At 56.7% G+C, this 22068-nt stretch carries 21 protein-coding genes and 1 pseudogene; 15 read left to right on the plus strand and 7 right to left on the minus strand.

The window, feature by feature from the left end:
• The first annotated feature begins 273 nt into the window (after positions 1-273).
• The 9 genes from FQK12_RS16630 to FQK12_RS16670 all read left to right on the plus strand — a co-directional run bounded on the left by FQK12_RS16630 (position 274) and on the right by FQK12_RS16670 (position 8027).
• Positions 274-1668 (plus strand): cytochrome c peroxidase, encoded by a 1395-nt coding sequence (locus FQK12_RS16630; RefSeq protein WP_014226480.1) that lies wholly within the window; start codon positions 274-276, stop codon positions 1666-1668.
• Positions 1669-1675: 7 nt separating this feature from the next.
• Complete coding sequence (gene ccmA / locus FQK12_RS16635; RefSeq protein WP_014226479.1) at positions 1676-2317, plus strand: cytochrome c biogenesis heme-transporting ATPase CcmA; 642 nt, start codon at positions 1676-1678, stop codon at positions 2315-2317.
• Positions 2317-2973: a heme exporter protein CcmB gene (ccmB, locus tag FQK12_RS16640; protein ID WP_014226478.1), complete on the plus strand. Its 657-nt coding sequence runs from the start codon at positions 2317-2319 to the stop codon at positions 2971-2973. The genes ccmA and ccmB overlap by 1 nt, the downstream gene beginning before the upstream one ends.
• A gap of 97 nt (positions 2974-3070) precedes the next feature.
• The gene (locus FQK12_RS16645; RefSeq protein WP_014226477.1) at positions 3071-3808 is read left to right on the plus strand and encodes a heme ABC transporter permease; all 738 of its coding nucleotides are present in this window, start codon (positions 3071-3073) and stop codon (positions 3806-3808) included.
• The gene (ccmD, locus tag FQK12_RS16650; protein WP_014226476.1) at positions 3805-4008 is read left to right on the plus strand and encodes a heme exporter protein CcmD; all 204 of its coding nucleotides are present in this window, start codon (positions 3805-3807) and stop codon (positions 4006-4008) included. The genes FQK12_RS16645 and ccmD overlap by 4 nt, the downstream gene beginning before the upstream one ends.
• Entirely contained in the window at positions 4005-4484 is a 480-nt protein-coding gene (ccmE, locus tag FQK12_RS16655) for a cytochrome c maturation protein CcmE (RefSeq protein ID WP_014226475.1), read from the plus strand. The genes ccmD and ccmE overlap by 4 nt, the downstream gene beginning before the upstream one ends.
• Positions 4481-6418, plus strand: coding sequence for a heme lyase CcmF/NrfE family subunit (locus FQK12_RS16660; RefSeq protein WP_014226474.1), 1938 nt, complete (start codon positions 4481-4483; stop codon positions 6416-6418). Before ccmE ends, FQK12_RS16660 begins: the two co-directional genes overlap by 4 nt.
• A complete protein-coding gene (gene dsbE / locus FQK12_RS16665) occupies positions 6415-6972 on the plus strand; it encodes a thiol:disulfide interchange protein DsbE (protein ID WP_014226473.1) in 558 nt (185 codons plus the stop codon). Before FQK12_RS16660 ends, dsbE begins: the two co-directional genes overlap by 4 nt.
• Positions 6969-8027 (plus strand): cytochrome c-type biogenesis protein CcmH, encoded by a 1059-nt coding sequence (locus tag FQK12_RS16670; RefSeq protein WP_014226472.1) that lies wholly within the window; start codon positions 6969-6971, stop codon positions 8025-8027. The genes dsbE and FQK12_RS16670 overlap by 4 nt, the downstream gene beginning before the upstream one ends.
• Here the strand turns inward: FQK12_RS16670 and FQK12_RS16675 are convergent.
• From FQK12_RS16675 to speB, 7 genes are read right to left on the minus strand one after another with little or no spacing between them, the layout of a single operon-like run.
• Positions 8024-8956, minus strand: coding sequence for a 2-hydroxyacid dehydrogenase (locus tag FQK12_RS16675; RefSeq protein ID WP_014226471.1), 933 nt, complete (start codon positions 8954-8956; stop codon positions 8024-8026). The two genes, FQK12_RS16670 and FQK12_RS16675, sit on opposite strands and share 4 nt — an antisense overlap.
• A gap of 5 nt (positions 8957-8961) precedes the next feature.
• On the minus strand, positions 8962-9690 hold the full coding sequence (locus tag FQK12_RS16680) for a class II aldolase/adducin family protein (RefSeq protein WP_014226470.1): 729 nt from the start codon (positions 9688-9690) through the stop codon (positions 8962-8964).
• On the minus strand, positions 9691-11211 hold the full coding sequence (locus FQK12_RS16685; RefSeq protein ID WP_014226469.1) for an amino acid ABC transporter permease/ATP-binding protein: 1521 nt from the start codon (positions 11209-11211) through the stop codon (positions 9691-9693).
• Positions 11212-11235: 24 nt separating this feature from the next.
• Entirely contained in the window at positions 11236-12039 is an 804-nt protein-coding gene (locus tag FQK12_RS16690) for an ABC transporter substrate-binding protein (protein ID WP_009652546.1), read from the minus strand.
• Between the two features lie 9 nt (positions 12040-12048).
• A complete protein-coding gene (locus tag FQK12_RS16695; RefSeq protein WP_014226468.1) occupies positions 12049-13125 on the minus strand; it encodes an isopenicillin N synthase family dioxygenase in 1077 nt (358 codons plus the stop codon).
• A 12-nt stretch (positions 13126-13137) separates the two neighbouring features.
• On the minus strand, positions 13138-13986 hold the full coding sequence (locus tag FQK12_RS16700; protein WP_014226467.1) for a sugar phosphate isomerase/epimerase family protein: 849 nt from the start codon (positions 13984-13986) through the stop codon (positions 13138-13140).
• A gap of 10 nt (positions 13987-13996) precedes the next feature.
• Positions 13997-14947, minus strand: coding sequence for an agmatinase (speB, locus tag FQK12_RS16705; protein WP_014226466.1), 951 nt, complete (start codon positions 14945-14947; stop codon positions 13997-13999).
• A 116-nt stretch (positions 14948-15063) separates the two neighbouring features.
• Here speB and FQK12_RS16710 point away from each other — a divergent pair, with 116 nt between their 5' ends.
• The 6 genes and pseudogenes from FQK12_RS16710 (at position 15064) to FQK12_RS16735 (ending at position 21639) form a co-directional block, all read left to right on the plus strand.
• Positions 15064-15975 (plus strand): LysR family transcriptional regulator, encoded by a 912-nt coding sequence (locus tag FQK12_RS16710; RefSeq protein ID WP_004135102.1) that lies wholly within the window; start codon positions 15064-15066, stop codon positions 15973-15975.
• Between the two features lie 295 nt (positions 15976-16270).
• Complete coding sequence (locus FQK12_RS16715; protein WP_014226465.1) at positions 16271-16675, plus strand: hypothetical protein; 405 nt, start codon at positions 16271-16273, stop codon at positions 16673-16675.
• The gene (locus FQK12_RS16720; RefSeq protein WP_047683684.1) at positions 16672-18435 is read left to right on the plus strand and encodes a hypothetical protein; all 1764 of its coding nucleotides are present in this window, start codon (positions 16672-16674) and stop codon (positions 18433-18435) included. Before FQK12_RS16715 ends, FQK12_RS16720 begins: the two co-directional genes overlap by 4 nt.
• An 844-nt stretch (positions 18436-19279) precedes the next feature.
• Positions 19280-19366, plus strand: a pseudogene (locus tag FQK12_RS27470) (type VI secretion system contractile sheath small subunit); the annotation flags it as partial.
• Between the two features lie 117 nt (positions 19367-19483).
• Positions 19484-21058, plus strand: a complete 1575-nt coding sequence (gene tssA / locus FQK12_RS16730; RefSeq protein WP_014226460.1) for a type VI secretion system protein TssA — start codon at positions 19484-19486, stop codon at positions 21056-21058.
• Between the two features lie 101 nt (positions 21059-21159).
• Positions 21160-21639: a hypothetical protein gene (locus FQK12_RS16735; RefSeq protein ID WP_014226459.1), complete on the plus strand. Its 480-nt coding sequence runs from the start codon at positions 21160-21162 to the stop codon at positions 21637-21639.
• The last annotated feature ends 429 nt before the right edge of the window (positions 21640-22068 follow it).

The raw sequence follows: 22068 nt of genomic DNA on the forward strand, positions 1-22068 counted from the left end.
GCTAATGTGAATCCTCTCATTAATGTTTTACCCGTTTATATAATAAGAATGAATACATGGAAAATTGAGCAAGGGAGTGAGGTTTTTAGCTGCCGCGCGCAGCGCAGAATAATATAGTGATGATAGGGTGTGGTTATTATATCTATAGGTCCTGCCTGTCATCGGCTTTGACGCTAATCAATATCCACGGCGTCGTCACCGCTATGATGTTACGTGAAACTATAAATATAAAACGTCATTATCTCAGCTGCAATGCCTCAAAGGAATGATCTTATGAAGAAAATTGCGACCATTACAGCCTCGGTCATTACCGCAGGCGTGTTATGTTATTTAGGGTTGTCAGGCTATATCTGGTATTACGACAGTCAGCGTATTAAAAAAAACGACGTCCGGCTCTCGGCGGTTGCCGAGAATAATAAAGTCCTCTCTTTTTTTAGTGAAAAAGGTTGCGACTATTGCCATACCCCCTCGGCGGAGTTGCCCTTTTACGCCGCTTTTCCCGTTGCCAAACAGCTGATGGATTATGACGTACAGCTGGGATACAAATCCTTTAACCTTCAATCCGTGCGTACGTCACTGATTGACGATAAACCCGTTTCACAAAGTGAATTAAACAAGATTGAGTGGGTTATGCAGCATCAAACGATGCCGCCTACGCGATACGTCGCGCTGCACTGGGCCGGCGGCGTTAGCGACAGCGAACGTATTGAGATACTCAACTGGATTAAGCACCAGCGCGAGCGCTACTACGCCAGCGCTGATACCGCCGCGCAGCATCGCAATGAACCTCTCCAGCCGATCCCTAAAAAGCTGCCCGTTGATGAGCGGAAAGCTGCGCTGGGTTTTCGTCTTTATCACGACGCGCGAATGTCCGGGGATAGCACTATTTCTTGCGCACACTGTCATGCGTTAAACGCGGGCGGGGTCGATGGCAGAAAAACGTCTATCGGCGTGGGGGGCGCTGTTGGGCCAATTAACGCGCCAACGGTATTTAACTCCGTCTTTAATATTGAGCAATTCTGGGACGGACGGGCATCAACGCTGCAAGAACAGGCCGGTGGCCCGCCGTTAAACCCCATTGAGATGGCATCAAAATCCTGGGGAGACATTATTAATAAACTGGATAAAGATCCCGTATTGAAAAAGGATTTTTTAGCCGTTTATCCGCAAGGTTTTAGCGGTGAGCGCATCACTGACGCTATCGCTGAATTTGAAAAAACATTAATTACCCCCGACGCGCCATTTGATAATTGGCTGCGCGGTGATGAAGACGCGCTGACCGCGCAACAAAAACATGGCTATCAGCTATTTAAAGATAATAAATGTGCTACCTGTCACGGCGGTATTATTCTCGGCGGCCGCTCTTTTGAACCGCTGGGGCTGAAGCGTGATTTTAATTTTGGTGAAATCACGGCTGCTGATATTGGCCGAATGAATGTGACGAAAGAGGTACGGGATAAATTACGCCAAAAAGTGCCGGGTCTGCGCAACGTGGCGCTCACCGCGCCCTATTTTCATCGCGGTGATGTTCCGACGCTTGATGGCGCAGTAAAACTGATGCTGCGCTATCAGGTCGGTACGGATTTAGCGCAAAAAGATATCGATGATATTGTCGCTTTTCTGCATAGCCTGACCGGTGTTTATACGCCGTATCAGCCGGGGCAATAACGGGATGATGAGCGAAAGTTCCCGGAGCTGGCTCAGGGCCATTAAACTGCACTGCGAACGCGATGGTCGGACGCTGATGAAAGATTTTTCATTCAGCGTTTCGGCGGGCGATTGGGTGCAGATAGCCGGAGGCAACGGTGCGGGGAAAACCACTCTCCTGCGCCTGCTTACCGGGCTGGCTCGCGCTGATGCCGGAGAAATCTACTGGCAAGGCCGCCCTCTGCATCGCGTTCGCGATAGCTACCAGCAAAACCTGCTGTGGATTGGCCATAAGCCGGGAATCAAAGCCAGGCTGACCGCCATGGAAAACCTGCGCTTTCTCCATCAACACGATGATATCGCCCAGTGCCGGGAGGCCCTTGAGCAGGCCGGGCTTGCCGGCTTCGACGATATTCCTGTTAACCAGCTCTCCGCCGGTCAGCAGCAGCGCGTGGCGCTGTCGCGCCTCTGGCTGACCCGCGCCCGCCTGTGGATCCTCGACGAACCTTTTACCGCCGTCGATACGGAGGGCGTCGAACGCCTGATTCAGCGCATGGCGCAGCACACGGAGCAAGGCGGCATCGTCATTTTCACTGCCCATCAATCAATTAGCGCGGCATCCGACAGGATTCGACGCATTGCGCTGCGCGGCGAGAGGGCGGAACCGTGATGTGGCGGATTTTTTGCCTTGAACTGCGGGTCGCGTTTCGCCATCGCGCGGAAATCGCCAATCCGCTGTGGTTTTTTTTGATTGTCATTACGCTGTTTCCGCTTGCCGTTGGTCCGGAGCCGCAGCTGCTGGCGCGGCTGACGCCCGGCATTATTTGGGTCGCTGCGCTGCTCTCTTCGCTGCTGGCGCTCGAGCGCTTGTTTCGCGACGACTTACAGGACGGCAGCCTCGAACAGCTGATGCTGCTGCCTTTGCCGCTGCCGGCGGTGGTCGTGGCTAAAGTGATGGCTCACTGGGTGGTCACCGGTGTGCCCCTGCTGATCCTGTCGCCGCTGGTGGCTCTGCTGCTGGGCATGGACGTCTATGGCTGGAAAATTATGGCGCTGACCCTGCTGTTAGGGACGCCGACGCTGGGGTTCCTCGGCGCGCCGGGCGTGGGGCTCACCGTCGGACTTAAGCGCGGCGGCACGCTGTTAAGCATTCTGGTTCTGCCGCTGACTATTCCCTTACTTATTTTTGCTACCGCCGCGATGGATGCGGCCTCCATGCATCTGCCCGTGACGGGGTATATGGCGATACTGGGCGCGCTGCTGGCGGGCAGCGCAACGTTAAGCCCCTTTGCGACGGCGGCGGCGCTACGCGTCAGTCTGCACTAGCGCGGTTTTTGATGGATGGCGCTTATCAGGTTTGCGGCGCCGGGGATTCAGGCCCGGGCTTATCAATGGATTTATCTTTATTTCTGGTGACTGAAATATGAGAAAAACAGGGATTCAACTGACGAATCCGCCGCGGCTTTATCAGCTCTGCGGCAGGGTCGCTCCGTGGCTGGGCGGCGCCAGCGCGTTGGTACTGATCGCGGGCTGGGCCTGGGGATTTGGCTTTGCGCCCGCGGACTATCAGCAGGGCGAGAGCTATCGCATTATCTATCTGCATGTTCCGGCGGCAATGTGGTCTATGGGCATTTATGCCCTGATGGCGGCCGCGGCGTTCATCGGCGTGGTCTGGCAGATGAAAATGGCCAATCTGGCGCTGGCGGCGATGGCGCCCGTGGGGGCGGTGTTTACCTTTGTGGCGCTGGTGACCGGTTCCGCGTGGGGTAAGCCAATGTGGGGAACCTGGTGGGTTTGGGATGCCAGATTAACCTCTGAGCTGGTGCTGCTGTTTCTCTACGTCGGCGCGATAGCGCTGTGGCACGCTTTTGACGATCGCCGTCTGGCCGGGCGCGCGGCGGCTATTCTGGTGCTGATTGGCGTGGTGAATTTACCGATCGTTCACTACTCGGTGGAGTGGTGGAACACCCTGCATCAGGGCTCAACGAATATGCAGCAAAGCATCGCCCCGGCGATGCGCGCGCCGCTGCGGCTGGCGATTATCGGCTACCTGCTGCTGTTTATCACGCTGGCGCTAATGCGCATGCGGAATCTGATTTTGCTCATGGAAAAACGTCGCCCGTGGGTCAGTGAACTGATTTTAAAAAGAGGTCGTCGATGAGCAGCGCATTTACAAGCTGGAGTGATTTCCTGGCCATGGGCGGCTATGCCTTTTATGTCTGGCTGGCGGTGGCGCTGACCGTTCTTCCGCTGGCGGCGCTGGTCGCGCACAGCGCGATCCTGCATCGTGTCATTCTGCGCGATATCGCCCGGCAGCGCGCCCGTGAAGCCCGCAGGCGCGCGGCGCGGGAGGCGACATGAATATTCGCCGCAAAAACCGCCTGTGTGTCGCCCTCGCGGTGCTCGCCGGGCTAACGCTGACCACCGCGCTGGTGCTCTATGCGCTGCGTTCCAGTATCGACCTGTTCTATACGCCTGGCGAAATCCTCTACGGCAAGCGCGAAACGCAGCAGCGGCCCGAGCGGGGTCAGCGTCTGCGCGTCGGCGGGATGGTTACGCCCGGCAGCGTGAAGCGGGATGCGAATTCGCTGCAGGTGAGTTTTAGCATCTATGACGCCGAAGGTTCGGTGGACGTCAGCTACGAAGGCATTCTGCCGGACCTGTTCCGCGAAGGGCAGGGCGTGGTGGTTCAGGGCGAGCTTGATGCGCACAACCGGATACAGGCGAAAGAAGTGCTCGCCAAACACGATGAGAACTACACTCCGCCAGACGTGGAAAAAGCGATGGAGAGCAACCATCGTCGCCCGGATAGCGCCTACAGGGACACATCCTTATGATGCCTGAAGTCGGCAACGGGCTGCTGTGCCTGGCGCTTGGCGTCGCGCTACTGCTTTCCGTCTATCCGCTGTGGGGCGCGGCGCGGGGGGACAGGCGAATGATGGCCTCTTCCCGGGTATTTGCCGTTCTGCTGTTCATCCTCATTATGGGCGCCTTTATGGTGCTGATTAACGCCTTCATTACCAACGATTTTACGTTGAGCTACGTGGCCAGTAACGCCAATACTCAGCTGCCGATCCGGTACCGCGTGGCCGCAGCCTGGGGCGCACATGAAGGTTCGCTGCTGCTATGGGTGCTGCTGATGAGCGGCTGGACAGTGGCGGTAGCGCTGCGCAGCAGGCGAATGCCGCTTGATATTGTCGCCCGGGTGCTGGCGGTGATGGGAACGATCAGCGTTGGCTTTCTGCTGTTTATTCTGTTCACCTCCAACCCGTTTGCCCGTACGCTGCCGGAATTTGCCATTGAAGGGCGCGACCTGAACCCGCTGTTGCAGGACCCCGGGCTCATTTTCCATCCGCCGCTGCTGTATATGGGCTATGTGGGCTTCTCGGTGAGTTTTGCCCTGGCGATAGCCGCGCTGTTGAGCGGGCGGCTGGATAGCACCTTCGCTCGCTTCTCTCGCCCGTGGACGCTGGCGGCGTGGGCCTTCCTGACGCTCGGTATTGTGCTGGGCTCCGCGTGGGCTTACTACGAGCTGGGATGGGGAGGCTGGTGGTTCTGGGATCCGGTGGAAAACGCGTCGCTGATGCCATGGCTGGCCGGCACCGCGCTGCTGCATTCGCTGGCGGTCACTGAACAGCGCGCCAGCTTCAAGGCGTGGACGCTTCTGCTCGCTATCTGCGCATTTTCGCTCTGTCTGCTGGGGACCTTTCTGGTGCGTTCCGGCGTGCTGGTCTCGGTTCACGCTTTTACCTCCGACCCGGCGCGCGGCATGTTTATTCTGGCCTTTATGGTGCTGGTCATTGGCGGCTCTTTACTGCTGTTCGCCATGCGTGGCTATAAAGTCCGCTCTCGGGTAAATAATGCGCTCTGGTCGCGCGAGTCGCTGCTGCTCGGCAACAACGTTCTGCTGATGGCCGCTATGCTCACGGTGCTGCTGGGTACGCTGCTGCCGCTGGTGCATAAACAGCTGGGTCTCGGCAGTATTTCGATTGGCGCGCCGTTCTTTAATACGATGTTTAGCTGGCTGATGGCGCCGTTTGCGCTCCTGATGGGCATCGGCCCGCTGGTGCGCTGGGGGCGCGATCGCCCGCGTAAGCTCAGGAGGCTGCTGGTTATCGCCTGCGCAAGCACGCTGGCGCTGTCGCTTCTGTTGCCGTGGTGGTTGGGCGATAAGATTGTCGCCATGACGGTGGTCGGGCTGGCGATGGCCTGTTGGGTCTTTGTGCTGGCGGGAGTAGAGATCGCTTTGCGGGTTTCACGCGGCGCCAGGATGACCCTCAGCTACTGGGGAATGGTCGCAGGCCACCTCGGGCTGGCGGTCACCCTCGTGGGTATCGCCTTTAGTCAAAATTACAGCGTGGAGCGCGACGTGCGCATGCGGGTGGGCGACAGCGTCGATGTCCATGAATATCGCTTTTCTTTCCGTGAGGTCAAAGAGGCGATCGGCCCAAACTATCGCTCCGCCGTCGCGGTGATTGGCGTCATGCGACGCGGCGAACCGCAGGCGATACTGAATGCGGAAAAGCGCTTTTACCACAGCAGCAGCGCCATGATGACCGAAGCGGCGGTTGACGGCGGATTTACCCGCGATCTCTATGCCGCGCTGGGCGAAGAGCTGGGCAACGGCGCCTGGGCCGTACGCCTTTATTATAAACCGTTCGTACGCTGGATTTGGGCCGGGGGAGTGCTGATGGCGCTGGGCGGGCTGTTGTGCCTGTGCGATCCGCGCTATCGCCCGCGCCGCGGATATCCTGGCGCGGAGGCCAGATGAAGCGCTGTACGTTGTTGATGCCGCTGGTCATTTTTATGGCTATCGCGATGCTGCTGCTGTGGCAGCTGGCGCGTAATGTGGAAGGGGACGATCCCAATAGCCTGGAATCGGCGCTGATCGGAAAACCGGTACCGATTTTCCGTCTTGAGGCGCTGGAAGATCCCGGGCAGTATTTTCAGTCGGATGCGCTGGCGCAGGGCAAACCGCTGCTGCTTAACGTCTGGGCGACCTGGTGCCCGACCTGTCGCGCAGAGCATCAGTATTTGAATCAGCTTTCCGCGCGGGGGATCCGCGTGGTGGGTCTGAACTACAAAGACGATCGGCAGAAAGCAATTGGCTGGCTGAACACGCTGGGCAATCCCTACGCGCTGAGCCTGTTTGACGGCGACGGGATGCTCGGGCTGGATCTCGGAGTCTACGGCGCGCCGGAGACGTTTTTGATCGATGGACAGGGGATCATTCGCTACCGCCACGCGGGGGATCTTAACGATCGGGTGTGGGAGCGCGAATTCAGGCCGCTGTGGGAGAAGTTTAGCCGGGAGGCTGCGCCATGAGATTATTACTGAGCGCGCTGATGCTGCTGCTTTGCGCAAACGCGCTGGCCGCTATTGATGTCATGCCGTTTAAGGACGAGGAGCAGGAACAGCGGTTTCGCCTGCTCACGGAGCAGCTTCGGTGCCCGAAATGCCAGAACAATAGCATTGCGGATTCCAGTTCCGCGATCGCGGCCGACCTGCGGCAGAAAGTTTTTACGCTTATGCAGGAAGGAAAAAGCGACAGCGATATTGTGGACTACATGGTGGCGCGCTACGGCAACTTCGTTACCTACGATCCGCCATTAACCCCGCTGACGATGCTGCTGTGGGTCGTGCCGGCCGCAGCGATCGCCATGGGCGGTTGGGCTATAGTGGCCCGCTCCCGCCGCCGCGTCAGGCCAGGGCAGGAGACGTTTTCTGACGGCCGGGCGCCGGAGGATAAATCCGCCGGGCCGTGGATTTTTATACCTGGCGCGGCGCTTGCGCTGGCGGTAGGTGCGGTCAGCTATAGCCAGACCGGCCACTATCAGCAGGTGCAACGCTGGCAGCAGGCGGTGGCTCAGACGCCGGCTCTGTTGGCGCGGGTGCAGGATCCAAAGGCGCAGCCGCTTGATGAAGACGAGCTGCGGCGTCTGGCCCTTGGGCTACGCACGACGCTGTGGCAAAATCCGGACGCTTCTATTGAGGATTGGCTTATGCTCGGGCGTCTCGGCAGGGTCCTGGACAACGCCGCTATGGCGACTCAAGCCTATGCTCGCGCTTACGCGCTGGCTCCGGATAACGATAGTGCGGCATTTGGCTATGCGGAGGCGCTGCTGCGGGTATCTGACCCGCGGGGCGGTGCGCTGGTGCGCCAACTGATGGAGGGCCAGCGCGTTAACGACCGCCTGCTTAATCTGTATGCGCTCAGTGCATCAGAGCAGGCGCATTTCAGCGAGGCGCTGACGGCGTGGCGGTTGCTGCTAAAACGATTACCGCCGGACGATACGCACCGGGCGGTCATTGAGCATCATATCAACCAGACGGAGCAACGGTTAACCCACGGACATCCCGCCGTTGACGCGCAAGGTTAATAACCACTCCGTTTGTTCACCAGGTTTTTCAGCGGCAGCGCCTGCTGCTGCCGCCGGATGTTGTCCAGCAGCTGGCGGGCAATCACCTCCGTCTGCGCGATGGAGGCCATATGCGGCGTGATCGCCACCTGCGGGTGTTGCCACAGCGGGTCCTCCTGGGGCAGGGGCTCGACGGGGAAGACGTCCAGCACCGCGCCGGACAGCTTGCCGCTATCCAGCGCCTCGAGCACGTCCTGATTCACCATATGCTCGCCGCGGCCGCAGTTAATCAGCGACGCGCCGTCGGGCAGCTGCTGCAGTAAAGGATGGGCGAGGATACCTCGCGTCTCCCCGGTTAACGGCAGGACGTTGATCAGCGCATCCAGCTGGCCAAGGAATTCGCCAGCCTGCGTCTCTCCGTGGTAGCAGCGCACGCCGGCAAGGGATTTTTCGCTACGCGCCCAGCCGGAAACCCGATACCCCAGCGCGGCCAGCTGCGAGGCGATATAGCCGCCAATTTCGCCGAGGCCCATGACGCCAACGTGATAATCGGCCGCCGCTCGCTGCGGATACATCTTCCAGACGCGCTCGCGCTGGTGGGCCAGCGCCCGGTCAAAGCGACGCTGAAACCACAGTACGCCCCACAGCGCGTATTCAAACATACCGTGACGAAAATCTTCATCCACCACCCGGCAGAGCGGAACGTCGCTGGCGAAAACGCTGGCAGGCAAATGGTCTACGCCGGCAGACGCGGCCTGGATCAGCTTCAGCTGAGGCGAGCGCGCCAGCAGCTGCGGGTCGGGAAACCAGCAGCAGGCGTATTGCGCCTCGCGGGCGGCGGGCTCCTCGGGTAGAACCGCTTTCACTTCCGGGAATAGCGCGAACGCGGCGCAAATCTCCCGGGTGTACTGAGGATCGTTACAATCCACGACGATGGTGAACTGAGTCATAGGCATTAGCTCTTATAAGAAGTATCAAGACGGTCCAGGCGCCGCAGCCACGCCTGCCACACCAGCTGGCGTTCATGTTCAACCCCCATCAGCTGCTCACAGGCGTGCCGGCTCAGCGGTTCAGGTATCGTATGGATGGGGCCGAGCGGCGCCAGCTGCGCGGCGGCCATCTGGATCTCGCAGGCGCGGTTCAGGTAGTACATGATGTAAAACGCATCGGCGACGGTGCGCCCGACCGACAGCAGCCCGTGGCTTTGCAGGATCATAGCGATGTTCTCGCCGAGCGAGCGCTGGATCCGCACGCGTTCATCGAGATCGAATGCGACGCCTTCATAAGGATGGTAGCCGACGCGTTGATAAAATTCGGTGCTGATTTGGTTAAGCTGCAGCAGCCCGTCTGCGCAGGCGGCAACGGCCATCCCCGGCAGCGTGTGGGTGTGGATCACGCAGTGGGCGTCTTCCCGGGCCATATGGACCGCGCTATGAATGGTAAATCCCGCCGAGTTTGCCGGGGCGCTGCCCTCGACGACCTTCCCCTGCATATCGACCACAATTAAGTTGCTGGCGGTGACTTCGTCAAACATCATGCCAAAGGGGTTAATCAAAAACCGCGGCTCGCCGTCACCGGGCAGGCGCACGGAGAAGTGGGTATACAGCGTGTCTTCCCAGCCGAAGAGCGCCGCCAGACGATAGGCGGCGGCCAGCTGCTGGCGTAGTTCCCGTTCAGTTACCATTTATTGCACTCCCATAAATTCACGAATGCGGGTGAGGGTCGGATCGGCGGCATCGCTGCGAATGCGCTGCGGCGGCATATCGCTCTGCACGACGCCGTTTTCCATCATCACCACCCGGTCAGAAATTGATAAGGCGAAGTCCATCTCGTGGGTCACGATAATCATCGTCATGCCTTCGCGGGCGAGGGACTGAATGACCTTCAGCACTTCGCCAACCAGTTCAGGGTCCAGCGCCGACGTGGGTTCATCAAACAGCATGATGTCCGGTTTCAGCGCCAGGGCGCGGGCGATGGCCACGCGCTGCTGCTGGCCGCCGGAGAGCTGGTACGGGTACTTTTCGGCGTGCGCCAGCAGACCGACGCGATCCAGCAGCCACAGCGCCTGCTCTCTGGCGGCGGCGCGGTCGAGCAGCTTGTGATAGAGCGGGGCGAGCATCACGTTATCCAGCACCGTGCGATGGGGAAACAGGTTGAAGCCCTGGAACACCATGCCGATGCGGCGTACGCCCGCGCGTATTTGCTGTTTATCAACAACGGAGGCGCCCTTCAGGTAATCCTCGCCGTAAAGAATGATCTCGCCGCCGTCGATGCTTTCAAGGGCGTTAATGGTGCGGATCAGGGTGGTCTTGCCGGAGCCGGACGGGCCGATGATGCTGATTACCTCGCCGTTTTCCACTTTCAGGTCGATGCCTTTCAGCACGTGGTGCTGGCCCCAGGATTTTTCGATGGCGTGCAGATCCAGCGCCGGCGGGTTGCCGCTGGCGGCCTGCGCTTTTTGCGTCTGTACCGGCGGCTTCAGGTTCTGGCGCAGGGTTTCGCATTCATGCTCGTTGAGCGTTTGCGGGCGCTTACGCTGAATATCCAGCAGGTTTTCCAGCGCCCGGAACAGCCAGCTAAACACCGTGACGACCATAACGTAGTAAATGGCGACCGCCAGCAGCGTCTCCATGACGAGAAAATTCTGCGCGTACAGGCGCTGGCCGGTCAGCAGCAGCTCCGGCAGCGAAATAACCGACAGAATCGAGCTGAGCTTGATGATGGTGATGTATTCGTTAATCAGCGTGGGCAGGGAAATACGAAACGCCTGCGGGATAATAATTAAGCGCTGAATCCCGATAAAGCTAAAGCTTAAGGCATGCCCGGCTTCGCTTTGCCCCCTGGCGACCGAAAGCAGGCCGCCGCGATGGATTTCCGCCATGTAGGCCGCTTCGGTCACCGTCATCGAGACCAGCCCCGCAATAAACGGAACGCCGAGCAGCGGTTGGGTGGCCGGAAACAGCTGCGGCAGGTTATAGACAAAGACCAGCAGGACCATCAGCGGTACGCTGCGGAAAAACCAAATATAGAGTTCGACGGGAACCTTCAGCCAGCGCGGGCCAGAGAGCTTCGCGCAGGCTAAAAGAAAACCTAATATCAGGCCAATAAACCAGGACAATGAACTGACGACAACCACGGTGACACACGCCTGCCAGAATGCCCCAACGCTAAATAATGAAAAAAAGTATCCCCAATCGAACTCCATACCGACTCCCGTTTAATTATTGTATTAATTGATGCTTTCTAAGTTGTATTTCTTGATGATGGCGTCATATTTGCCGTTGGCTTTAAGGGTGGCTAACGTTGATTTAATGGCCTCGGCCAGCTCGGTGTTGCCTTTGGCGACGTAAATTCCCAGCGGTAGCGGATAGACCAGACGGTTCGAGCTAATGGCCAGGCGGCCGCGGCTTTTCTCGACGATAATTTGCGCCGCCGGGGCGATTTCTAACTGGGCGTTGATATTTTTCGACAGCAGGGCCTGGGAGGCTTCTGGCGCGGTCGGGAATTCCTGAATACTAATGGCCGGTTTGCCGTTTTTCAGGCAGTACTCGTCGGAGTGCGTTTTCAGGCTGGAAACCCAGGCGGTACCCGCCTGCAGACCTACCTTCACGCCGCACAGTTCGTCTTCCGTTTTTGGCTGAATGGCGCTGCTTTTCAGCGCAATAATGGACGCGCCGGACAGGGCGTAAGGGATAGCGTCCGCCTGCTTCTGGCGCTCGGGCGTCACGTACATCCCGGAGATCACCGCATCGTATTTTTTACCGATACCTAAGATCAGGCTGGTGAATTTCGTGTCGATAAGCTGCGGTTTTGCCTTCAGCTGTTCGGCGATCAGCGCCGCGAACTCCGGGTCGATGCCGACAATATTGTTATTGCTGTCATAGGATTCAAAAGGCGGATAGGTCACCTCCATCCCGACTTTAAAGACGCCCTCGGTCAGCAACTCAGCGGCCTGAGCCAGCGGTGAAAAACAAGCGGTGACGGCGATGGATAAAGCCACACGGCGCGAGAGTTTTTTTAGCGTTTTGTTCATCATTTATCCTCACGGGTTATTTACGGTTTTTTGCTGTGCTTGTTTTTTCAGATGGCCAAAGGTGTTAGTGCCGCGGGCGCGTTCGGGGAGCTGGAGCTCGCCTCGGGTGACTTTCTCGCGCAGGTAGCGATAGGTCTGTAACGCCTGGCTCCACATATGCTCACCAATGCTCAGTTCTTGATATTCGCTGGCTTCGCCTGCCTCAAGGAAGCCCGGCAGCGGGCGAATCAGCGTGTGGTAGTCGCAGGCGAAAAACAGCGGGAAGGAGTAGCGTTCCTGCGGCACCTTGCGTACGCGGTGTGCGGTTGCAACAAATGTGCCAGCGCTCAGGACTTCCAGCATGTCGCCGATATTAATCACGAAAGCCTCTTCTCCGGCCGCGTTCTTCAGCGGCGGGGCGTCGATCCAGTCGCTATCTTCATTCAGCACTTCAAGACCCGGCTGGTCGGCGAGCAGAAGGGTGAAGCATTCATAGTCGGTGTGTGCACCAATACCGGGAACATCTTCGGCGCTGGCGTCAAAGGGGTAGTGGATCAGCCGCAGCTTTGACGGCGGGCAGGTAACCATCGACCTGAAATAGCCCTCCGGCAGGCCAAGGGCGAGTGCGAAGGCGTCAAACAGGCGATGCCCAAGGGCGAAGACCGCGTCATAGTAGGCCAGCACGCGGGATTGAAATTCCGGCACGTCCGGCCACTCGTTGGCGCCAATCAGCGGCGTTTTCGCCACGACGAACGGGTGGTCGTCGGCGGCCTGAAAGCCGATATCAAACGCCTCTTTGTGATCCGGCTTGCCGGAGCCGTAAATCTCTTCCCCTTCGGGAACGTAGCCCTTATGGCTTTTCGACTGTCCGATGTAGTACGCCATCTTGCGCTCCATCGGCAGGGCGAAAATCTCTTTGGCCGCCGCGCGGATCCCGGCAATCAGTTCAGGCGCGATGCCGTGGCCGGTAACGTAGAAAAAGCCAACTTCGCGGGCCGCCTGGCCGATGGCGTCGGCCACCGCCTGGCGTCGGACGAGATCGTCGCAGGCCAGGTCGCTGATATCGATGGTCGGTAATTCAGTAAACGAACTTTTTGCAGCGGTCATTTCTTCCGTTCCTTATTCAGTTTGCGAGGTGAATTCAACAAAATGCTGCTGTTCACGCTGGGCCATCCAGGCGTTCAGCGACCACAGGTCGGCGACCGGAACGTTGGTAAACGGCAGGTGATGCAGGTAGCCATCGGGGCCAAATTCCGGCGTAAGCGTGGTGTGCTGGTAGCCGCGCCGGCGCTGCGATTGCCAGATCTGTTCCCAGAAGCGCTGCTGAAACCGCAGGGCCGCCCGATATTCCGGCGCGGCGGGGTGCGGCACCTGCGGCCCCTGGTCGTACCCGGCGCGGGCCTGAATATGGTGGACCCGTTCGATAAAGGCGCTGAAGTCATCGCAGGGGTCATCCAGCAGGCGTTCGCTTACCACGATCCAGTGGCTGATATCGGCGGTAAAGCGCAGCTGCGGCAGCTGTTGAATTATCTCCAGCGTCAGCCACGGGCTATACAGCGATGTGGCGCGATGGGTTTCAAAGCTGCAGAACAGCTCATATTCGGCGGCGAGCTCATGCGCTTTGCCGAGAAAATCCACCTGCTGCGCCAGCGGCCAGCGGTCGTTACCGGCCAGCAGATTGACGAAGCGCGGATTAAGCGCTTTTGCCGCCGCAAAACGTTCTTTTAAGCGCTCCAGATGCTGCGCGGGCGTCTCGGCCTGGGCCGGAATAACGCCGCCGCCGCTGAACACAATGGCGATATACTCAAGCGCGGACGCTTCGATGCGTTGGGCCAGCGTCCGCTGCTCTTCTGGCGTCAGCGGAACCCGCGCTTCAATGCCGCAGCAGCCGACGCTCCGGAGTTCGCTGACCGTTTGCTGCCACGGGGTGGTGACGCCCCACAGCGTGCGAAAGACGTTAAGCTGCATGGTTTTTCCTCTATGGATATTTCACGCCCGGGAGAACGCAGAGCATTTCATACAGCAGGTTGGCGGCCAGCTGGGACGTGTTGCCGCTGACGTCATAGGGGGGCGAGACCTCGACCAGGTCGCAGCCAATCAGGTTCAGACCGCGGCAGCCGCGCACGATTTCCAGCGCCTGAATCGACGTCAGTCCGCCCACTTCCGGAGTTCCGGTGCCGGGGGCCCAGATCGGGTCGAGGCTATCAATATCGAAGCTGAGATAAACCGGGCCAGCCCCCATTTGCTGGCGCACTTCGGCCATTAGCGGAGTCAAAGATTTGTGCCAGCACTGCTCGGCCTGAACCAGACGAAAACCGCGATCGACGCCCCACTGGAAGTCACCGGCGGCGTAGCCCTGCGCGCGCTGGCCAATCTGCACGACGCGTTTAAGATCCAGCAGCCCCTCTTCGACGGCGCGGCGGAAGGTGGTGCCGTGGGCAATCTTTTCGCCGAACATTTCATCGTTGGTATCTGTGTGGGCATCGACGTGAATCAGCCCAACCGGACCGTGCTTTTTGGTCAGCGCGCGCAGGATCGGCAGGGTAATGGTGTGATCGCCTCCCAGCGTCAGAGGGATAAGCGGAAAACTATTTAAACCGGTGTAGTAATCCTCGATAATCTGCACCGATTTGAGCAGGTTGTAGGTATTGATCGGTACATCACCGATATCTGCCACCGACAAGGAATCAAAAGGCGCGGCGCCGGTGGCCATGTTATACGGGCGAATCATTACCGATTCGGTACGAATATAGCGCGGTCCGTAGCGCGTTCCGGAACGCTGTGAGGTTCCGATATCCAGCGGGATGCCGACAAACGCTGCATCAAGTCCCTGTAAATCTTCGATAAATGGCAGGCGCATCATCGTGGCGCGGCCACCAAAACGCGGCATCTCGTTGCCACCCTGCGGTTGATGAAAGACGTTATCCATTTCAGCTCCTGAATCTGACAAACAAAACTCAACAGCAGGGATAGTGCGAAAGATGTGCTGGACTTTAAATCGTCTGCCGCAAATACTTAGTTCATTTATTAGTGAACTAAGACGCTATGCTTAACGACGCGACGCTTAACATTCGACAGCTCCAGGTTTTTGAGGCGGTGGCCCGTCTTGAGAGCTATGGCCGGGCCCAGCAGGAGCTGGGGATTTCCGTTTCCGCGATCAGCAATGCGATGTCGCAGCTGGAAGGCCAGCTTGGCTTTAGCCTGTGTCAGCGCGGGCGCGGCGGCTTTGCGTTGACCGAAAAAGGGCAGCATTTTTTACAGCAGGCGATCCGCGTGCTGAGCGAACTGAATGAACTGGAGCGCCAGTCGGCGCTGCTGAAAGGCGAGCATAGCGGCACGATTTGTATCTCAACGCTCGATTCCATCGAGACGGAGACCGCGCTGTCGCTGCCGGTCGTGCTGCGCAGCTTTAGCGATAAGTTTCCTAATGTGCATATCAAGCTGATTATCCGTACCCCGGCGGAACAGCTTAACGGCGTATTGAATAACCATATCGATCTCGCCATCGGCAGCTACAACTCGCGGGTGCATAACATCATCAGCGAACCGCTCTATCGCGAGCAGCACTGGCTCTACTGCAGCGACCTGCATCCCATGTTCTTCAGTCGACAGCTCGATAAAGAGCTGATCAGCCAGTGTCCGCTGGTGACGCGCAGCTACTGGAATACCAGCGATCTGCGGCGGCGCGGGTTCAGCAAGGGCAGCGCGACCGTTGAAACCGTCGATGCGCAGCTGCTGCTCATCCTCTCCGGGAAATATATCGGCTACCTTCCCGAGCACTACGCCTGGCCGTGGATTAAGGAGAATCGCCTGCGCGTACTGCTGCCCAATGAGTTTGGCTTTCAATCTCCCTTCTCGGCGATATGCAAGCGCGGGCGCAGCAACGAACCCTATCTGAAGGAGTTTCGCAATCTACTCAAGAAGAATACGGTGGCCAGACCGAAGTGGAGCGAATGAGATTCGCATTGAATGAGTAACAGCTTATGCCTGATTAGAATTGTAAAAAGACCGCTCAATATCAGGCATATATAAGGTAATGTGCCATTAATCATATGGTGGTGAGAAAAAGCTTAGATAAAAATATCGTCCTGCACCTGGATAATTCCCATTCCTGATCTGGTTAAAAAATGACCTTTTTGTGTGTTTTTTCTGAATTAATGTTAAATCCAACGCCTGACGTTGTTTGTTAAAAATTTTTCTGCTGCAATCGATAAATATATTTTTGACGTATTTTTTTCTAATGGATGGGAAGATGATAAGAAATAGCTTATTGGCATTGGTGTGCATTTCTGTAGGTTTATTACAGGGGTGTACTAATGGTAAAAAACCGCAGAGCGCACTCATAAAAAAAGATGTCATTCAAAATGAACAGCCCGCGCAGGTTCCTGCTTTACAGCAGTGTATCCAGGATGCCGACGCTTTAGTTAAGCTCGATAAAAAGTTTCAGCAGGATTCAAACGAGCTGTATGGTTTAATCAATGACGCTAAGTTTTATGCTTCTGTTTCAGACCAAACCTCCGCCAGCGTAAAATCAACGATTACACCGCTTTTTGAATACAAGATAAACGATAAGTGTAATAGCATTTCGCAGAAATTAATTAAAGAGTTTGAAAGCCGGGCAAGAAAAGCTGAACTCAAGGATGGGCTGGCCAGATGATGGACGCTAAGGGGAAACTGAATATATGCAATCTACGAGGTCCTGCGATTGTATTTGCTCTTTTTACCCTTATTGTTGTGTTTCCTGCTCGTGCTGAGCCGGGAGACTTCCTTGATAATATATCGAAACTCGAAATAAACAATCCGCCGGCCTCAGGCGCCGCCAGCGGGGAGTCGGTCTCGTCTAAGCAAAATAACGATAGCCCTGATAAAAAAACGCCTCAGAAGCAGGACGTCGTCAGAAAAAAAAGTCATCAGAATAAAACAGAGAGTACGATTAACGCTCTGCGGAAACAGAATGCGGAGCTGAGCGCTGCCGCCAAAGCGGCGGAGAAAAAGCGCGCTGAAACGACGCGCGAACTGTCGGCGCAGATCGCCGAGCTGAAGGCTCAGAGTGAACAGCGTGTACGGAAAGAGAGCGGCGAAACTGCCGCCGTGAGCGCGCTGAGCAAAAAGAACGCCGAGCTGGCCGCCGCTGCCGAAGCGGCGCAGAAAAAACTGGATGAGACCACCCGCTCGCTGACGGCGCAGATTGCCGCATTGACGGCACAGCGTGCACAGAACGAAAGCGGGCAGACCACCGCGCTTGATGCGCTGAGCAAAAAGAACGCCGAGCTGGCCGCCGCTGTCGAAGCGGCGCAGAAAAAACTGGATGAGACCTCCCGCACGCTATCTGTGCAGATTGCCGCGCTGAAAACGCAGAAGGAGCAGAGTGAGAACCTGCAGAAATCGACGATCAATACGCTGACGGGAAAGAATCTGGAACTGCGCGCCGCTGCCGAATCTGCACAGAAAAAGCAGGATGAGACCACCCGCGCGCTGTCGGCGCAGATCGCCATGCTGAACAAGCAGCGCGCGGAGAGAGAAGGTCAGCAGAAAACCGCGCTTGATGCGCTGAGCAAAAAGAACGCCGAGCTGGCCGCCGCCGCCGAAGCGGCGCAGAAAAAGCAGGATGAGACCACCCGTGCGCTGTCGGCGCAGATCGCCATGCTGAACAAGCAGCACGCGGAGAGGGAAGAGCAGCAGAAAACCGCGCTTGATGCGCTGACCAAAAAGAACGCCGAGCTGAACGCCGCCGCCGCAACCGCGCAGAAAGAATATGATGTTTCAGTCGCTGCTTTAAACGATAAAAATAAAAAATTACAGTCTACGATCGATAGCCTGGCCATCAAGCAAAGTGATTTAAGCCTTGCGGATAAAAGTCATAAAAATGCCTATGCGCTCGGCGTTTTCTACCTTACCCAAGCGCTATCCGATGTGAATAAAATGGCCGACAATAATGTCAAGCTGGCGCCTTCAGCGTTGGTTTCCGGGTTTAACGACGCTTATAATAAAAAACTTAAAATTAAAGAAAATGAAATAGAAAGTATCGTTAACATGCTTAACGAACAACTATCGTCTAAGTACGTCGATATTGAAAAAAGAATCATGGCTAAAATCAAAAACAAGAAATATGAGATTTTGCCTAATGGTGTCTATTTTGTGGTTGATAAAAAAGGAAAGGAGTCGTACAAGTCGAATGAGACTTTGTCTATGAATATCCTAGAGAAGAAGCTTGATGGTACGCCGATACTCAATACGATGAATTCAAAGATGGTTTACGATAAGCAAATCGATCCGCTAATGGCCAAAGTATTATCATCCGGATTAAAAGGCGGAACGGTCACGCTATATGGACAGGCCGGCTCGCTGTATAGCAGCACGCCAGCGGACCTGAATCCGGATACCTTAATCTCCATTACCTTCGAACTCATTCCCTGAGCGATCGATAGCGGCTCCCCGCCGACTTGCGTGTCCGCAAAGCCATCGCCCGCATACCAGGGGGGGGCAGTCAGATGTCCGGGACGGACATCATGGCTGCAACTATCGCCTGGCGGGCAGAATATTGCCCATCGCGCTTTCAACCGATCGCTTCCGGCAGCAGTCAATCCAGCTGCATGAGGTTTGACTCAAAGACGGTGACGCCCGAGGCCTCCCCGGCGTAATGCGCCGCTTCGTCATACGGGGCGAGGTGTGAAAAGCAGCATATTACCATTCTCAACGAGTATGAAGACGGAACTGCGATCCTACCTCTGTTGCTTTCCCAATGAATCCCGACTTGATATCTGCCGGATATTATTTGTGAATTTTATATTAATCTTGCCAGCCATTAATTATAACCATATTTATGCCCAGAGCCGGGCGGCTTACAGCCTGTAAACCATAAAAAATAATTTATTTCACACTTCGCTATTCGCGATTTTTTCAGTGTCAGGAATGATCTTTATTTCCGCTGCACATTGATTTGCATCAATCAACTCCGTCTATTCAGATATGAATTTAATTCATATTCCTCTGCCAGGTATACACTTAGCCTTTATTGTAAGCAAAAGGTTGTTATTACATACCGGCTTTGTTTGTCTGATGCGTTTCATTTTTACATTTGCCTTAAGATGTCTGAGGAAAGTCTTATAATGGACTTTGGGGCCGGCAGGTTGATATTTTTTGGCGCTTTGCTCTACTATATCCTGGTCATCACACGCCGTTATCTTTAACACATTATTCCTCACGGGAAGGGACCGCTATGGCTGATACGTTCCAGAATGAGGTGCCCAGGGCACGCATTTTCAGAAAAGAGTTCGAAAAAATCCTGAAAGACCCGGCGCTAACGCAGGAATTACGCGACGAAATGAGCGCGCTGGCCCCGAAATAAACGGCGTGCGTTATTTAATGGATTAACCGGGAATATGCTGGACGCGCAGGTGGCTGATTCCGTGGCCCGAACGGCGCTGGCAGCCTGCCCCGCGCTGACCGGAGAGGAGATGTACTGATGGCCAATGTTTATACTCTGATTTCAGTCTGTCAGGCCGCTGCTGATGCGCTGGCGGTACAAACGCAACAACGTCTGCTGTTGTGGAACAACTGGCTGCAGCCGCTGTCAGCCGATAAACCCGCGGGGGACGATCCCGGCTACGATGATGATTTCCAGCTGATGCGCGAAGAGGTGAACAAGATCACCGGTGCGGATAGCGATCTGATTTGTAGGTTGGCCGAAAAACTGCTCACCACCGTGACCAAAGATATTCGCGTTGCCTCATATTACGCGTGGGCGCGGCTGCACCGGGATGGCGAAAGCGGTCTGGCGGACGGACTGGAACTGCTGGCCGGGCTGATGCAGGGTTTTGGCGAGCAGCTGCACCCGCTGCGGGAGCGCAGCCGAAGGGCCGCATTTGACTGGCTCGCCGGACAGCGGATGCTTGACAGCCTGTCGCTGTACCCCGAGGCCGGCAGTACTGATGCCTTGCGTATCAGCGGCGCATTATTGCTGATGGAGCAGGCGCAGGAGGGGACTGTCCCCGATGCGCTGTGCGGCGTCCTCGAGACCCGTCTGTTGAAGTCGGGCGGCCCGGATGCCGTCGTGCCGCAGAACGTCAGCGATGTTTCGCCCTCTCAGGCAAACAACTATACGCCGGCGCTGAGCCCTATCACCTCCGGCCAGGAACTGCTGACGCAGGCGCGTATCCTGGCGAAATATCTCGGTGACCAGCCGGAGGGCTGGCTGGCCGCTCACCATCTGATGAAAAGCATTCGCCACGACACGCTAAATCAGCTGCCGCCGCTATCAGCAGAAGGCAGAACCCGTATTGAACCGCCGAAGCCGGACCAGCGGGCATTGCTGAAGCGGTTGTATCTCCAGCAGAGCTGGACGGAACTGCTGGAACAGGCTGACGGGATGTTTTCTCGTGGGGCGAATCATCTGTGGCTGGACCTGCAGTGGTATATCCACCAGGCTCTGCTGAAGGCTGGGCGGGAAGCGGAAGCCGCTATTATTCAGAATGACCTGAAAGGGCTGCTGACCCGGCTGACGGGGCTGGAAGGACTGGCATTTAACGACGGCACGCCGTTTGCCGATGAGGTCACGCTGAACTGGATACAACAGCAGGTGCTGGAGAACGCCGCAGGCTGGCGGGATGATACTGCCGCCAGCGCCGCTACCGCATCCGGCGATGACGATATTCTGCTGCTGGAGCCGGAGGCCCTCGCGGTTGCCGACAGCGACGGCCCGGAGGCGGCGCTGGCCTGGCTGCAGAACCGCCCGGGTATCACCAGCGTGCGCAGCCGCTGGCTGCTGCGCCTGCTGATGGCGCGTATTGCCGAGCAGACCGGCAAAAATGAGCTGGCGCAACACCTGCTGGCGGAACTGGGCGCGGATGCTGCCGGAATTCCGCTGGCACAATGGGAGACAGGTCTGCTGTTCGAAGTCAAAGCCCGCCACCTCAGGCTGCTACGCATGAAGGCCGGGCGCAGTGAAACCGACAAAAACCGCCTGCAGTCTGCTATGGACCGCCTGCTTGCCGAGCTGATTGCCATCGATCCCGCCCGTGCCGCAGTGCTGTGCGCTTAATCTGTTTACGAAAAATAAGGTGGCGGGAGCGGCGATGAAAAAAAGAGAATGCCGCTCAGCGCATATCTCACAACGTATTAAAAGTTAACGGGGGCGATAACGTGTCGGCCAGAGAACGTTTTTTTAAGAAAGTGCAGCAGAACTCCGATAGCATACCGCCCGGCAATAAATCCGCTGAGGCGGAAATTCAGGCATTCCGCCGCCGGATGGATGCGCTGGTGCAGCAAATCAGCCAGTGGTTTGCGGGTTCCGGCATTGAGATCATTCTATCAACAAAGCATATCCATGATCTGAGCACGATCGGCTATAGCCTGAACAGCGGTATATGCCGTTATGACATCACCACAATCCGGCTCCAGAACGGCGATCGTCACGTCAGCATAGTACCTGAACAGCTCTGTCGAGGTGTGGAAACGGGCTGCATGACAATGCGGGTTAATGCCCCCGGAATCACTCAGCTGTTTTACCTGAGCATGGCGCCGGAAACGGGCTGGTTTATCCGCCGTGAACATCAGAGCGAAAAAGAGAATGCCATCATGACGGAAGAGCTCTTTTTCCATGCCGTTGATTGCCTTGCCTGAATAGTCGCAGCGGTTTCTCATATTGTGCAGGCAACCGTTGCCTGACCCATTACAGATATTCGGGCTGTCTGCTCTGAAGGCTTCATGCTTGTGCTTTCAGCCGCAATGAGCCTCTTAATGAGTTTTACCATTTTAGGACCCGCGTTTTTTGGCTCTTTCTCCTGGAGCCCAAAAAGGCACCACAAGGCTGCGGTCCTCAGTCATTCCCGCCAGACCGATACAGACACAAAAAAGCCCGCAGGGCTTGCGCCGTGCGGGCTCTCAGGACTTCATCGGATGACTCTGGTAATCACCGATGGAGAATTTTGGTGGGCTGGCGGAGTCTGAATTGGTTTTTTAATCTATTGAATTTACTTTGGTAACTACTAGTTCAACTTTTTGCTGGTGCCTATTTGGGTGCCTAAAAGTTTTTTCTCCCTTTGATGAGAA

It is taken from the genome of Klebsiella sp. ME-303 (assembly GCF_007910085.1).
In the GTDB taxonomy this organism is placed as follows: domain Bacteria; phylum Pseudomonadota; class Gammaproteobacteria; order Enterobacterales; family Enterobacteriaceae; genus Klebsiella; species Klebsiella michiganensis.

What these genes read in the sequence shown, in the direction of transcription:
- FQK12_RS16630 (WP_014226480.1), top strand. Translation starts at nt 274, where the DNA reads ATGAAGAAAATTGCGACCATTACAGCCTCGGTCATTACCGCAGGCGTG.
- ccmA (WP_014226479.1), top strand. Translation starts at nt 1,676, where the DNA reads ATGAGCGAAAGTTCCCGGAGCTGGCTCAGGGCCATTAAACTGCACTGC.
- ccmB (WP_014226478.1), top strand. Translation starts at nt 2,317, where the DNA reads ATGTGGCGGATTTTTTGCCTTGAACTGCGGGTCGCGTTTCGCCATCGC.
- FQK12_RS16645 (WP_014226477.1), top strand. Translation starts at nt 3,071, where the DNA reads ATGAGAAAAACAGGGATTCAACTGACGAATCCGCCGCGGCTTTATCAG.
- ccmD (WP_014226476.1), top strand. Translation starts at nt 3,805, where the DNA reads ATGAGCAGCGCATTTACAAGCTGGAGTGATTTCCTGGCCATGGGCGGC.
- ccmE (WP_014226475.1), top strand. Translation starts at nt 4,005, where the DNA reads ATGAATATTCGCCGCAAAAACCGCCTGTGTGTCGCCCTCGCGGTGCTC.
- FQK12_RS16660 (WP_014226474.1), top strand. Translation starts at nt 4,481, where the DNA reads ATGATGCCTGAAGTCGGCAACGGGCTGCTGTGCCTGGCGCTTGGCGTC.
- dsbE (WP_014226473.1), top strand. Translation starts at nt 6,415, where the DNA reads ATGAAGCGCTGTACGTTGTTGATGCCGCTGGTCATTTTTATGGCTATC.
- FQK12_RS16670 (WP_014226472.1), top strand. Translation starts at nt 6,969, where the DNA reads ATGAGATTATTACTGAGCGCGCTGATGCTGCTGCTTTGCGCAAACGCG.
- FQK12_RS16675 (WP_014226471.1), bottom strand. Translation starts at nt 8,956, where the DNA reads ATGACTCAGTTCACCATCGTCGTGGATTGTAACGATCCTCAGTACACC.
- FQK12_RS16680 (WP_014226470.1), bottom strand. Translation starts at nt 9,690, where the DNA reads ATGGTAACTGAACGGGAACTACGCCAGCAGCTGGCCGCCGCCTATCGT.
- FQK12_RS16685 (WP_014226469.1), bottom strand. Translation starts at nt 11,211, where the DNA reads ATGGAGTTCGATTGGGGATACTTTTTTTCATTATTTAGCGTTGGGGCA.
- FQK12_RS16690 (WP_009652546.1), bottom strand. Translation starts at nt 12,039, where the DNA reads ATGAACAAAACGCTAAAAAAACTCTCGCGCCGTGTGGCTTTATCCATC.
- FQK12_RS16695 (WP_014226468.1), bottom strand. Translation starts at nt 13,125, where the DNA reads ATGACCGCTGCAAAAAGTTCGTTTACTGAATTACCGACCATCGATATC.
- FQK12_RS16700 (WP_014226467.1), bottom strand. Translation starts at nt 13,986, where the DNA reads ATGCAGCTTAACGTCTTTCGCACGCTGTGGGGCGTCACCACCCCGTGG.
- speB (WP_014226466.1), bottom strand. Translation starts at nt 14,947, where the DNA reads ATGGATAACGTCTTTCATCAACCGCAGGGTGGCAACGAGATGCCGCGT.
- FQK12_RS16710 (WP_004135102.1), top strand. Translation starts at nt 15,064, where the DNA reads ATGCTTAACGACGCGACGCTTAACATTCGACAGCTCCAGGTTTTTGAG.
- FQK12_RS16715 (WP_014226465.1), top strand. Translation starts at nt 16,271, where the DNA reads ATGATAAGAAATAGCTTATTGGCATTGGTGTGCATTTCTGTAGGTTTA.
- FQK12_RS16720 (WP_047683684.1), top strand. Translation starts at nt 16,672, where the DNA reads ATGATGGACGCTAAGGGGAAACTGAATATATGCAATCTACGAGGTCCT.
- tssA (WP_014226460.1), top strand. Translation starts at nt 19,484, where the DNA reads ATGGCCAATGTTTATACTCTGATTTCAGTCTGTCAGGCCGCTGCTGAT.